Origin of the sequence: Pseudanabaena sp. lw0831, assembly GCF_016584665.1 — a bacterium.
Taxonomy (GTDB): domain Bacteria; phylum Cyanobacteriota; class Cyanobacteriia; order Pseudanabaenales; family Pseudanabaenaceae; genus Pseudanabaena.
Genome location: NZ_BBJB01000003.1, coordinates 1 through 13,076, shown reverse-complemented (window position 1 = coordinate 13,076; position 13,076 = coordinate 1). Strand labels below are relative to the sequence as shown.

Genomic DNA, 13,076 nt, shown 5'->3' with positions numbered 1-13,076 from the left:
CATTTCTTTATTCGCTCCTTAAGCTTTGAGGATTAATTCCAGATTTAATCGCTGTTAAAACCCCGATCGCTTCCCAATAATTTTCAACTTGAATACCTTTTAAACCCAACATTTCAGGCGTAACATTCAGCACTGTTTGATTTTCTCTAACAAAAACAGTCTGAACATGGGAAAGGGGATTAAGCGCTAATAAACCTGCCCCGCCACAGGCACTATAGGGAGTAACGATCGCATCAATCCGATCATCTGTAAAATCACCTGCATTAAATAAATCGGGCGATGTAATGATTTTTGGAGCGCGGCTCAAGCCAACCAATACACAAGGCAAAAACGTATAACCTAATTCTTCGGCAGCAGCGCGAGGCGAAACGCTCGGATCTAGTGGCAATGGTTGCAAAGCGGGAGCATGAGCACAGGGGATGGCAAACTCTCGCACGATCGCATGACTAATTACTGATTCGGCTCCCGCGAGAGCATCGACACCTTTACCTTGGCGATAGTTTTGCAAGGCGGCGCTATCTGAGTCATCAGGAAATCTTGCCACCACTGCGATCGCTTCGACTTTGGAGACTTTAATTAATTTTTTGGCGGCTCTTAGTAAACTATCGAGATTGGCGATCGTTCCCCATGTCGCGCCCGATTCCCCCGATCGCAGTTCGACACCAAGAGGCTGATCGGTAACGAGAATATCCGTAATATTTAAACCTAATGTGGCTTGGGCAGCAGCGATCGCTTGGCGATGCCGCAATTCTAAATCTGGCTCCATACCGCGATCGAGGATTACGCCAATTCGATTGGCTCGCACAGGACGCAATCCCCAATCGCCTTTTGCCATGCGATCGATCGCATAACCTTCCACATATAAAACATTCGGCATCGACCAATATAAACTCGCGCCGTTTAAGACATTGGGATGGGTGATCACGTTATCAGCAATAGTTGCGATCGCTCTCGCCACAGGCAGTGCATCCCCCGCATAACCACCAATAGCAGCATTAATTCCCGTTGGGACTAGTAGTAAGACATTAAAAGATTGAGAAAGAGATTTTAAATTCATGAATGCTAGAATTAGCTTCTTAAGGATAATTTTGAGAAAGTGAAGCTATGACACTTAAAGAGAAATTAATTACAGAGTTAAACGATGTATCCGACCCGCTAATTATAAAAATCATTGATTTTTTACACGAACTAAAAGATCAACAGCTTGAAGACGATGAAGATATAGCAGATGCCCATGCTGCCTTGGCGACAGTTAAGAATGAGGGGACTATTTCTTGGGAAGTTCTAAAAGCAGAAATCAGCTTATGATTTATCGCATTGAATTTGCTAAACAAGCCGCTAAGCAGTTGAAGGCTTTATCATCGCAAGAACAGCAACGAATTAAATCAAAAATTGATGCTTTAGTAAGTATTCCGCGTCCTGACGGCGTAGTCAAATTATCAGGAGAAGAAGACCTTTACCGCATTCGAGTTGGTGACTATCGCATCATTTATAGTATTCATGACTATCAACTACTGATTTTAGTCTTGAAAATCGGTCATCGTAGAGATGTTTATCAGTAAAAGTCACGATCCTAAATAAGCCTCTAAAACTTTAGGATCGGTTTGAATTTCGGCTGGTGAGCCATCGGCGAGATTGTGCCCTTCGGCTAAGACCCAGACGCGATCGCACAACGACATAATCACATCCATATTGTGTTCGATGATCAAAAAGCTCATTCCCTCTCGATTCCACTTGTGGATATAGCTACAAATCTCCTCAATCAAAGCAGGATTTACCCCCGCCGCAGGTTCATCTAGCAAAATCAATTTAGGGTCAGTCATCAAAGCACGCGCAATTTCTAATAATTTGCGCTGTCCACCCGACAAACAACCTGCAAAATCATCTTCCATCCTGATTAAGCCCACAGACTCAAGAATATGTCTGGCTTTTTCGCGATTTTCTCGCTCCTGAGTCGCGATTTTATGTCCTAGAAACCAAGTATTCCAAAACTTTTCGCCAACTTGATCTTGAGCAGCTAGCAACATATTTTCTAGCACTGACAAACGAGACAACACACGCGGTACTTGAAAAGTCCGAATCATACCAAGTTTAGCGATCGCATGGGGCTGCTTTCCTTGAATCGGCATTCCATTAAACTGCACCGTACCGCGATCGGGCTTAAGGAAATTGGAAAGCAATCCAAAAAATGTAGTTTTTCCTGCACCGTTTGGACCAATTAATCCTGTGATACTTCCCGCAGGTACTTCGATCTGAGCATTACTGACTGCATGAATGCCGCCAAAGGATTTAGAAATATTTTCGGCTTTGAGAATTGGCGCTAGGGACATAGAAAATTAGAGCTTGGGTTAACTTTGTGATTAGAGATTAGCCTTTGGCTTGTGTCCCTTTTTTGTGGATATTTTTTGTAGCTTTTGGATTTGTTTTAGGGTTAGCCCAGTTAACTGAGCTACCAAATCTGGAGCCATATTAGAACGCAGCATGTTTAGGGCTATTTGATTAGCAGCTTCAACCTTGCCTTTAGCTAAACCCTCAGCTTTTCCTTTAGCTAAACCTTCAGCTTTTCCTTTAGTTAAGCCTTCGCGCAAAATTTCTTGATAAACTACTGACTCTTCCATGATTTCACTCCTAAGTAATCGTTGAATTACTTCATGATCTAATGCTAGCCCAGAAATAATTGCTGTGGCAGCAGTGACATTACTTTTAACTTTTCGATCTTCAATATTGTCGATTAATTTGGCAACTTCTCGTAAGGTTTCGCTGGGATTACCTGTTTTTGTTAAAACTGCCAGAGGCAAAAGTCCTTGATACTGTTGAAAAGTCTCTGTAGGTTGCTCCCACAGTCGGATCACATTAAATTCATGATTTAGATTGTTGGTTGTAAAGTTGGTTTGATAGGCAAGTGCTGATTTTGTTGGTCTTAGATAGATTACGGTTTGATGAATTTCTTTGGCGGCATATTTACCGTAAAGTCGCAAGTAGTAGTTTGCCATCCGACAAGGCATTGTGTCATCGGTTTTAGTTTGAAATTCTAGATGCACAATGACTTCTGCGGATTCTAAAAGAATAACTGAATCAGCCCGAATCGGATCGACTGAGAGTTCTGATGGTTCGAGTTTGGTTAGGGCGATCGGTTTCCCCAACAGCCAAGTAGCAAAGTCAGTGGGGAAATTTTCAACTAAGAATTTACAGGTATTATCGTACATCTATTGGGTTAGTGGCGTAAATCTACCTACTTTTAATTCTTGAATTGAGTTCAGAAGACGTTTTGCATTGACTGGATTTGACAATAAATACAGGGTTTCTTGCCATGATGAAAATTCGTCTAGCGACATTAAAATAGCTTTGTTGCCTTTGTCATTACAAATAATAGTTGGTTGTACATTATCAATCACGCGATTGATCAAGCCATCTAAATCATGTCTTGCTTGCTGAGTTGTCATTGCATCCATTTTATGATCCGTATATTTACTTCTTAATTATCCAATATATTTTTAACTTCATGCCAACCATCTGATAATGAGTAAAAAATTTCTTCTGGTGTACGAGCAGGCAATGTTTCATAGAGATGAGAATCTTTTGATTTAGAGATCCTTTTCATGATTGCAAACAAAATTTCTGTCCCTAATTTTTGTGCTTTTTCTTCTGCTTGGAATATAGCTATATCATCTGAAGTAAAACTGCCATGCAAAAGCTCATTTCTAACTTCTAAAAACTCAGGTTTGCCAAGTTTTTTCATGTATTTATTCCAATCAATACTTAAATCATCTGCAACATGCCGAATAACTGTTGAAAGGGGAGGAGTTCTATCGTTAGGTTTAAAATCTTTAAGCTTTTTAAATTGTATTGGATCTTTATTTATTAACTTTGAGATTCCATTCATTTTAAGAAGCCAAAAAGAGTAAAAGTACTCTATTGCAGAACATGATGCCATTAATTTCAGTTCAGTCGAAGATTCGTACACTGTTAGTCTTAAATGCTGTATTCCTCTGCTAAGTTGCTTACTAATAGGACAACATTCAAGAAAAGCTGTGACATTACTCATAAAGTTAATTTCTCGCGTAATCCAATACTTATTAACTTTTAAAATTTTTCTCCTTGACCAAATAGGAATCACGCGCCCACTTATATGTTTATTCTGGTTATAAATTGAGTAATCATAGTATATTGGCAAAATTTCGCGATCACAGACAATACTAAGAAATGCACAAACATCATTAAAAATACATTCTAAATGTTTAGCTAAGAAAATTTCGATATTCTTAGGTTCATCAACAATTAAATTACTTATATTTTCATTTATGGATGATACTATAACGTCTATAAAACTAAATTTATATAGAGGCTCTATGTTTTTTGTAAAGTGAATAGTTTGCTGATCTTTATGAGTAATATATTTCTTGCCACATCTAACTTCGTAACCAGAATTTAATGCACAGTAAAGACTGTCTTTTTGATCGTTAAATTTTTTACTATACATTTGAGACATATTTTCAAACTCCCTAGCAAAAATTCCATCATCTAATGAAACACTATCATTCAAGTAAGCTTTTAATTGAATGATAGATTCGGTGTCTTCTTCAATAGATGAAGCTGTTGGAAATTGTGAATATGTTATAAGTTTTACTACATTAAATTCCGTTGTTCTATTAACGTCAAATGGTGGAATAGAGAATCCTAATAACAGTATACTTTTTTGAATAACAAGTTGTTGCATTTTCTCATTATCCATTTTTAAAGCAATCTGCACCTGTTCATCTCTAGAGAAACTATCCCAAATTAGTTCTACATCTATTTCAGATTGTTCTCTAAAAGTGAAACGTAAGCTAACTGGCACTAATTGAACTGTATCTTTAAGTAAAAGTTCTGCATTACCTTGATATGACCAGTCACCTGGAAAACCTCCTAAGCTACCTATGTGGGGCATACAATTAACTCAACACTAACATAGCTTTACAATTTCCTGAGCGTCTTCTATGCAATACGCAATTTCATCATCTTCACTAAAAAATTGTGCTAATGAAAACTCTTGCCATTGACCACTTTCCCAATCACTATATTCCAACATTTCTTGCTTAGCCGTTAATATTTGCGTGAATTTAGCAATTTGATCGATGAGGTGATCGGGCAAACTATCAATTTGTTGATGGAGTTGTTCGCGAGTGTTTAATGGCATAGGATACCTACATCATTAATTTTTTGGGAAGTAATAGGGTTAACAATAAGCCACCCCACTAATACTTTTATCTTAAACCGACATCACTTCGACGGGAGCAGCGATCGCGCATTTCATGAAAGCAATATCATAAGCCAAGCTATAATTTTTATATAATTAGTAACCTAGCTAAGCATATGACCACTTTAGAAATTCGTCATCAAATTGAAGAGTATATTGATTGCTTATCTTCTGAAGGACTAAAAGTAGCCGTAGATTTTTTGGCGTGTCTTGCAGAAAGGGAAAGCCAAGAAGCAACAGATGAACTACTCAGTATTCCCGATTTTTTGGACTCTTGGGAAGAAGGCAAACAAGATATTGCTAAAGGTAATTTGACCGATTGGCGTAGTATTCGCGATGACGTATGAAATTGCTTTAACAGATAAAGCTAGAGATTTTTACAAATTCGCTAGCCCAGCGATCGCAAAAAAATTAGCTAGGTGCTTTAGTACTCTAGAGCAAACTCCATATCAGCATCCCAATATAAAAGCCCTAAAAGGAAATCTTTCAGGCTTTTATCGGTTTAGAGCTGGTGACTATCGGGTTGTTTATGAAGTAAATGAACAAACTAAACAAGTGCGTGTAACAAACATTGCTCATCGCAGTGACGTATACGATGCCTAGTCAAATTTTTAAACCGACATTGCTTGCACAGTCGCCGCGATCGCATTAACCACAGGTAACTCACAACGATCTTGATAGACACTTAGATCAAACCAGAATGTACTACCAACACCAACTTCACTCTTGATATGAATCTCACTGTGATGTTTCTCAATGATATTACGCACAATCGATAGACCTAGTCCCGTCCCTTCGAGCGTATGGACTTTATCCTCTACGCGATAAAAACGATCAAAAATGCGATAGCAATCTTCGGCAGGAATGCCATAGCCCGTATCCTCAACCTCGACCCGCACATAATTAACGACACGATGGGGTTGAGTGGTAGTTTGATCTTGCCAAGGATAGATCCGAATCGTGACTTTGCCCCCTGTTTCAGTGAACTTTAAAGCATTGCCAACTAAGTTGTATAAAACCTGCAATATCAAATCATAATTTCCCCAAATCCTTTCGAGATTTGGCGAAATTTCATGCAATAGCTCAACACCCTTAGAAGAGGCATTGAGCTTGTAAGTCCGCACCGTTTGCTCAATCGTCTCGGATAAGTCGATCGCCGTGAAATGATATTGACGACCTGACTCTAAGCGAGATAGATCCAACACATCATTCACAAGGCGTGTCAAGCGATCGGTTTCATTATTGGCAGTGCCGAGAAATTCTTTTTTCTGATCATCACTAAGTTCATCCCCATATTCGTGCAAAGTCTCAATAAAGGACTTGATATTAAACAAAGGCGTGCGTAATTCATGGCTGACATTGCTAATAAATCGACTCTGAGCGGCATTTAGCTCCACTTCACGGGTAATGTCCTGAATCGTGATCGCAATCCCCTTAATTGCATTGCTGGAACTTAGAACGCTCGTAATCCAAATTCTAAAAGCATGGGCAAGCACTGAATCCTTATCCCCCGAAGCCATAATCCGAAATTCGCCGCCCTCGCGATCGCCTGTAGCAATTTGCATCAGCGATCGCCCTAAATCAGCACTGAGGCGATCGGGCAAAATATTCAAAATACTTTTGCCTTGCCATGTATTTTTCTCTAAATCCTGATCCCACCCCATAATTTTGATCGCCGCAGGATTAGCAAGCACGATCCGCATATCCGAGTCGAGTAATAACGCACCATCTGCAATCGTCGATACTAGAGTTTCCAGCTTTGCCTTTTCAGCAGTCAACTCCTCGATATTCTGCTCTTCATATTTTTTCAGGCGTTGCGCCATCTCATTGAAGCTACGGATTAATTCGCCAAGTTCACCACCAAAAGGCAAATCGATCCGTTGCTTAAAATTGCCGCTCGCAATATTTTGTACCCCTGCCACCAATTCTCTGAGTGGTCGCGTAATCGTCACCGAGTTTGAGGCCGCTCCCAAAATCACCATCGCCCAGATCGATACAAATACTGCTGTTGTCACATCTAGAGTCAGGCTCGACGAAGCAACCGCCGTCGGATTAGGGTTGATGCCGATCGCAATAATTCCTAGAGCTTTGCCATCATGTTGCAAATTCACAAATATATCAGTAACTTCACCCTGCGGCGTAACGTGTTGTCTTACCAAAGGGCGATCGGGACGCATCATCGGATCTTCAGGTAACTGAATGCGTCGCCTGATACTTAAAGAATTTTTTACCTCATTAGAGTTAAATGGAATCCCGTAAAAAATCTCACCATCAGGATCAGCGTAGAGAATATAGCGAATGCTAGAGCTACTTTCGTAAAATTCTTTAGATAGACGAGTTACTTCTTGAAGATCATTTTTGGCTACCAAGGGGGCAACATTAGCTGCAAGTAACAAACCTAAATCCTTACCAAAGCGCGTATCATTGAGTCGAGCATCAGTCTGAATATCATTGACTGCCCAAAAGGTGACAGCACTCATCAACAAAGAAACTAATAGCGTAATCAAAGCCATTAGCTTAGTTTGTAAAGAAAACTCTGTCCACCAACGTCTGGGTGTATTGTAAATTTGAGGCAAAAAGTTCATCTTTTTGTAGTCATTTTGTTGGATATTGTTGGATATTTGTATGGCTTTTCGTTTAATATGTGCGATCGAAACGCAAGGATGAGGATCTCAAGATGGATGAGGCTAGCATTGTCAATGCGATCGAGGCAGACCTTCAAAACTATAAGGTAAAAACCCAAATCCGCCGCAAAGAATCTCAGTTGCATGTTCTGATTACCAGAGCAGATGGCGATGATGTTGACTATGCCTCCCTCTATGATATTGTGAAACGCCGTATTGATAAGCTACCAATCGAGGGGGCGGATAGCTTAGTTGTGTATGGTCGATTGTCTGGTGCAAAACATCCCGAATGGCATAAAACGGCGGATATCAAGCCACCTTTGCCATTAATTGAGCTTGATCTTGAAGAATTAGAGGAATTCGGCGATATCAGTACTATCAAAAATCTGTCATTTCATCCTGACAACGACGATGAGACAGAGCTTCAGTCGGCGAATCTTGAATCTGAGCTTCCTGACGAATTAAAAATCTTTAAAAGTAGCATCGATAATGATCTAAAAGCAGCCGCCAATAAAGCTAAAGCTGTCGGTGAAACTAATAAGGATGAAATTAGTAATATTAAGACTGAGGATTTTGATTTAGACAATCTGGAATTGCAATCATTTAACTTAGAACCTCTCCAGCAAAATACCTTAGAGCTAGAGTCTTTTGATACAGATCCTTTTGAAGTAAGTAGTCAAGAATCCAAGTCGCGATCGCCTCTAGAGAAGAAGAACTCTTGGACGGATAAAGATGAAGACTTTAACTTTGAGTCTCCGACTGTAGCAGCGATGCCGATGCCATTACCACCGCCACCGCCCACAGTTAGACGCACTGCTAAAAAGCCTGTCGCTAATGTCGAGACCGAAAAAGAACCGATCAAAACTGCTTACCCTAAGGATAAGTCTCGACTTCTTTCTGTGACTTTTGCCGTGGCTGCGATCGCGATCGTCGGAATTTGTGGATGGCTAGTATGGGATCGTTCTAATCAGCAACAATATCTAGCTAATGCAAGGAACTTTAGTAATCAAGATATTAATCCCAAGAAAATCACGAAACTAGAAACGCTCACAGGTACACGTAATCGTTTACAAACGATCATTTCACAGCTAGAAGAAATCTCTGATCGACCTGCGTCTCTATATGCGGAGGCTCAGTCGGAGCTAGCAACTCTGCGTCCAAAACTAGCCGAGTTCGATCGCAAAATCAATGTTGAGCAAGCCGCTAATAAAAATCTAGAGTCATCGAAGAATGTCACGATTGAGGCGGCGAAATCAACTCAAAATCCACCACACAAGTCAACTATTTGGAAGTCTGCTCAAGAAAAGCGACAACAGGCTTTAAAGCTTTTAGAGGATGTGACTACTGACTCTGTGCTATATGGAGATTCGCAGCAACGCATTAAGGCTTATCGCGCAGAATTAGTTCAAATCACAAAATGGGTGGAAATCCAACAAAGGGCTGAGACAGTAGTAAGTACTGTCAATCCTGCTACTGTCAATCAACTTAAACAGTTGAAATCTAAAGCAGCAGAGAAGCAACAGTTTTTACCTCAATGCCAATCTATTTTGCAGCCCCAAATTTCTAATGCCGAATCGCAGAGAACAGGATTTCCAGTCCCCACTTTGACTAGCTATCTATGTGCTTATTTCTGGGATTAATAGAAAGTATTTATGGCTCCGCGCGATCGCATTCGCTGAAAGTCCGCCGAAGACGGACTTTCAACAAAACCAATTTTGGGGTTTGCTGCGCCGAAGGCGCAGCAAACCCCAAAATTGGTTTCATAATAAGAATTGCTGGTGCATTACAGAGTTAAAAGAGGGCGATCGCTAGTTGTTCTATAATGAAATAAAGCAGAAAATCTAAGCCATGTTCTAGGCTAATGCGGGTTCTTAAAATGGGAAATAATGAAGCTACAGCCCGAATTAAGATTAATAGTCTGCTTGAGGATGCTGGCTGGGGATTTTTTGCGGAGGGAGGACAGCCTGCGAATATATCACTTGAGGCGGGAACTCAGATTACGTCTTCGGAGCTTAATGAGCTTGGGGAAAATTTTGAGAAGACAAGAAAGGGCTTTATAGATTTTTTGTTATTGAATGACAAGGGGTTTCCGTTTATTGTTTTGGAAGCGAAGGCGGAGAATCTCAATCCTCTAGTGGGTAAGGAGCAAGCGCGGGATTATGCGAAGTCTCAAAAATGTCGTTTTGTAATTCTTTCTAATGGAAATGTGCATTATTTTTGGGACTTGGAACGGGGTAATCCAGAAGTCATTACCGCTTTTCCTACCCCTAACTCGGTGATGGGTTATCAGAAAGATCTTCTTAAACCCGATCGCCAGAAACTTGTAGATGAAATAATCGATGATGATTATGTTGCGTTGACGCAGGTTCCTGATTATCGTAATAATGTGGGTTGGCTTAATCAAACGGAGCGCGAAGCGTTTATTTGGAAGAATAAGTTACGTTTTTTGAGGGGCTATCAAAAACAGGCGATCGCTGCTTTGCAAGGTGCAGTAAAAGATGGAAAAGAGCGATTTTTGTTTCAGATGGCGACAGGGACGGGGAAGACGCTGACTTCGGCGGCGGTGATTAAGTTGCTCTTAAAGACAGGGAACGTAAGGCGGGTGTTGTTTTTGGTCGATCGCATTGAGTTGGAGGAACAAGCCAAGAAAGCTTTCGATCTGCTACTTAAAAATGACTATAAGACGGTGATTTATAAGGAAAATCGTGATAATTGGAGATTTGCGGATATTGTGGTGACTACAGTACAGTCATTGTTGACGGGGAATAAATATCGCGATCGCTTTTCGCCTACAGATTTTGATTTGGTGATTTCCGATGAGGCGCATCGCTCAATTGGGGGGAATGCACGGGCGGTATTTGAGTATTTTATTGGCTACAAATTGGGGCTGACAGCGACACCAAAGGATTATCTGAAGCAGTTTGATCGAGCCAAGCCCACAACTAAAGATCCGCGAGAATCCGAGCGGCGGATGATGCTCGATACCTATCGCACTTTTGGTTGTGATGATGGGATTCCGACTTTTGCCTATGGGTTGAATGAAGGGGCTGTGGATGGTTATTTGATTCAGCCAACTGTGGTGGATGCGCGGACTGAGGTGACGACTGAGCTTTTGTCTAAGGATGGTTTTGTGGTGGAGTTTACTGATGAGGAAGGCGAAAAAACTGAAGAGAATTTTAAAATTCGGCAATTTGAGAAGCGCTTTTTTTCACCAGCGACCAATCAACTTTTTTGTAAGACTTTTTTAGAGACGGCTTTTCGCGATCCGATTAGTGGCGAGATTGGTAAGTCAATTATTTTTGCGGTGAGTCAGCATCATGCGCTGAAGTTGACTGAAATTTTGAATGAGATGGCGAATCGGATCTTTCCCAATAAATATCAATCGGATTTTGCGGTACAGGTGACTTCGCAAATTACGGATGCTCAACAGTTTACGAGTAATTTCACGAATAACAATTTACGTGGCACGGCGAACTTTTTAGAAACCTATCGGACTAGTAAGGCGCGGGTATGTGTGACGGTGGGAATGATGACGACGGGTTATGATTGCCCTGATTTGTTGAATTTGGGGTTGTTTCGTCCGATTTTTTCGCCAACGGATTTTATTCAAATTAAGGGACGGGGAACTCGTAGGCATAATTTTTTGGAGCAATTGCATGATGCTGATCTTAAGGGCAGCATCAGAGAGCCAGAAAAGACTGCTTATAAATTGTTTGATTTCTTTGCAAACTGTGAATATTTTGAGAAAGATTTTAAATATGATGAGGTGTTGGCTTTGCCGAAGCCCAAAGCCAATCCTCAAAGTGGGACTGGGGGCGATCGCGATGATGATGGTGAGACTGTGAAAGGAATTGGCAGTTATGAGCATCTTGGGAGTGATATTTTGTTGAGTCTCAAGGAAGAGGCGATCGCCTATGGTGGTATGAAGATCGATCGCTTGTATTTTGAGCGTTTTGAGGAGGTAATTCGCAACGATCGCGAGTTGGCGGCAGCGATTGAGGTTGGACATTGGGAAAAGGCGATCGCCTATGTAAATAGCAAATTTTTTGATGATTCTGAGCAGCCTTATACGTTAGAAAAGTTGCGTAAGGCGGCAGCGGTGGATCGGCGGTTGGAGGTGCGGGAGATTTTGGAAAAGATTTTTGGGTTGATTCCCAGATTTAAGTTGAAGGATGAGTTATTGGAGGAGGAGTTTGAGAAGTTTGTGGCAAATTATCAGCCTGACGAGTCAATTCCTGCGATTAGAAATTACTTTAAGGCTTATGTGACTAATGACCAGATTCGGAAAATAATTGAGGGTAAGAACTACACGGAATTAGCGACAAATGCGTTCTTTTCAATGAATGATTTTACGGCTGTGCCGAAGTCGTACCGTAATTTAATTCCTGAGTATGTGAGGGAGTTTGTTTCTTTGGAGAGGTTTGTTTCTTGAATTACGAATTAATTATTGACGTACTGGATAGCGTACGGTTATAGTTGAGGTTATTTGCTAAATAATTCAAAATGTCTACTTTTACAGCTAGTGAGGCTAGGGCTAATTTCTATCGTCTTATTGATGAGGCTAATCAGTCCCATGAGCCGATTTTGATTACGGCGAAGCGTGGTAATGCGATTTTGCTGTCGGAAGAGGATTGGAAGGGGATTCAGGAGACGCTCTATTTGTTGTCAATACCGAATATGCGGGAATCGATTCAAGCAGGATTGGCTACACCGATCGCTGATTGTGATGAGGATTTGGACTGGTGAATTGGAGAATTGTATATACAAAACAAGCTCAGAAGGATGCACAAAAACTGTTGTCGGCAGGGCTGAAAGCTAAGGCTGATAAGTTACTAGATATTCTCAAAGAGAATCCTTACCAAACGCCGCCAAGTTATGAGAAGTTAGTCGGTGATTTGGCTGGTGCTTATTCTCGCAGGATCAATATTCAGCATCGCTTGGTTTATCAAGTTTTAGATAGCGATCGCGTTATCAAGGTGATTCGGATGTGGACGCATTATGAATAATTACGAATTAATAAATTACGAATTACGAATTGGAAATTACGAATTTATGATTTTCGTGTCAAGGTAAATCAAGGTTTATTTCATGCTCCCAAGAGATGTTTACAAGATCTTCAGGATCGCCAATGTATACTTCTGGGCGGGGTACAAGATTGTCAAGTCTGCTTTTTTGGCGTTGCACAAATGAAAGATGAATCAAGAAAATGAAGGAAT

15 protein-coding genes are annotated in these 13,076 nt (G+C 40.8%); 8 read left to right on the top strand and 7 right to left on the bottom strand.

Features of this window, described 5'->3' with window-relative positions; all coding sequences use genetic code 11:
- Positions 1-7: 7 nt before the first annotated feature.
- Positions 8-1,057 (bottom strand): DUF3326 domain-containing protein, encoded by a 1,050-nt coding sequence (locus APA_RS00690; RefSeq protein ID WP_201320408.1) that lies wholly within the window; start codon positions 1,055-1,057, stop codon positions 8-10.
- Positions 1,058-1,104: 47 nt separating this feature from the next.
- Between APA_RS00690 and APA_RS00685 the strand changes: the two genes are divergently transcribed.
- Both APA_RS00685 and APA_RS00680 read left to right on the top strand, forming a co-directional pair.
- On the top strand, positions 1,105-1,308 hold the full coding sequence (locus tag APA_RS00685; protein ID WP_201320407.1) for a hypothetical protein: 204 nt from the start codon (positions 1,105-1,107) through the stop codon (positions 1,306-1,308).
- On the top strand, positions 1,305-1,562 hold the full coding sequence (locus tag APA_RS00680; RefSeq protein WP_201320406.1) for a type II toxin-antitoxin system RelE/ParE family toxin: 258 nt from the start codon (positions 1,305-1,307) through the stop codon (positions 1,560-1,562). Before APA_RS00685 ends, APA_RS00680 begins: the two co-directional genes overlap by 4 nt.
- Positions 1,563-1,565: 3 nt before the next feature.
- On the opposite strand, the gene APA_RS00675 is transcribed toward APA_RS00680, so the two are convergent.
- Genes APA_RS00675 through APA_RS00655 form a run of 5 tightly spaced genes read right to left on the bottom strand, consistent with a single transcriptional unit; the run spans position 1,566 to position 5,176 of the window.
- The gene (locus APA_RS00675; RefSeq protein WP_201320405.1) at positions 1,566-2,330 is read right to left on the bottom strand and encodes an ABC transporter ATP-binding protein; all 765 of its coding nucleotides are present in this window, start codon (positions 2,328-2,330) and stop codon (positions 1,566-1,568) included.
- 30 nt (positions 2,331-2,360) lie between these two features.
- Positions 2,361-3,206 (bottom strand): Rpn family recombination-promoting nuclease/putative transposase, encoded by an 846-nt coding sequence (locus tag APA_RS00670; protein ID WP_201320404.1) that lies wholly within the window; start codon positions 3,204-3,206, stop codon positions 2,361-2,363.
- On the bottom strand, positions 3,207-3,452 hold the full coding sequence (locus APA_RS00665) for a type II toxin-antitoxin system Phd/YefM family antitoxin (protein WP_201320403.1): 246 nt from the start codon (positions 3,450-3,452) through the stop codon (positions 3,207-3,209).
- 23 nt (positions 3,453-3,475) lie between these two features.
- Positions 3,476-4,927 (bottom strand): hypothetical protein, encoded by a 1,452-nt coding sequence (locus APA_RS00660; protein ID WP_201320402.1) that lies wholly within the window; start codon positions 4,925-4,927, stop codon positions 3,476-3,478.
- Between the two features lie 15 nt (positions 4,928-4,942).
- Positions 4,943-5,176: a hypothetical protein gene (locus tag APA_RS00655; RefSeq protein WP_201320401.1), complete on the bottom strand. Its 234-nt coding sequence runs from the start codon at positions 5,174-5,176 to the stop codon at positions 4,943-4,945.
- 176 nt (positions 5,177-5,352) lie between these two features.
- Between APA_RS00655 and APA_RS00650 the strand changes: the two genes are divergently transcribed.
- Positions 5,353-5,583, top strand: coding sequence for a hypothetical protein (locus APA_RS00650; RefSeq protein ID WP_201320400.1), 231 nt, complete (start codon positions 5,353-5,355; stop codon positions 5,581-5,583).
- Complete coding sequence (locus APA_RS00645; RefSeq protein ID WP_201320399.1) at positions 5,573-5,839, top strand: type II toxin-antitoxin system RelE/ParE family toxin; 267 nt, start codon at positions 5,573-5,575, stop codon at positions 5,837-5,839. Before APA_RS00650 ends, APA_RS00645 begins: the two co-directional genes overlap by 11 nt.
- 8 nt (positions 5,840-5,847) lie before the next feature.
- On the opposite strand, the gene nblS is transcribed toward APA_RS00645, so the two are convergent.
- A complete protein-coding gene (gene nblS, locus APA_RS00640) occupies positions 5,848-7,821 on the bottom strand; it encodes a two-component system sensor histidine kinase NblS (RefSeq protein WP_201320398.1) in 1,974 nt (657 codons plus the stop codon).
- Between the two features lie 92 nt (positions 7,822-7,913).
- On the opposite strand from nblS, the gene APA_RS00635 reads away from it, so the two are divergent.
- The 4 genes from APA_RS00635 to APA_RS00620 all read left to right on the top strand — a co-directional run bounded on the left by APA_RS00635 (position 7,914) and on the right by APA_RS00620 (position 12,866).
- Entirely contained in the window at positions 7,914-9,500 is a 1,587-nt protein-coding gene (locus APA_RS00635; protein ID WP_201320397.1) for a hypothetical protein, read from the top strand.
- Between the two features lie 236 nt (positions 9,501-9,736).
- Positions 9,737-12,292 (top strand): DEAD/DEAH box helicase family protein, encoded by a 2,556-nt coding sequence (locus APA_RS00630; protein ID WP_201320396.1) that lies wholly within the window; start codon positions 9,737-9,739, stop codon positions 12,290-12,292.
- 71 nt (positions 12,293-12,363) lie between these two features.
- The gene (locus tag APA_RS00625; RefSeq protein ID WP_201320395.1) at positions 12,364-12,606 is read left to right on the top strand and encodes a type II toxin-antitoxin system Phd/YefM family antitoxin; all 243 of its coding nucleotides are present in this window, start codon (positions 12,364-12,366) and stop codon (positions 12,604-12,606) included.
- Positions 12,603-12,866, top strand: coding sequence for a Txe/YoeB family addiction module toxin (locus APA_RS00620; RefSeq protein ID WP_201320394.1), 264 nt, complete (start codon positions 12,603-12,605; stop codon positions 12,864-12,866). The genes APA_RS00625 and APA_RS00620 overlap by 4 nt, the downstream gene beginning before the upstream one ends.
- The last annotated feature ends 210 nt before the right edge of the window (positions 12,867-13,076 follow it).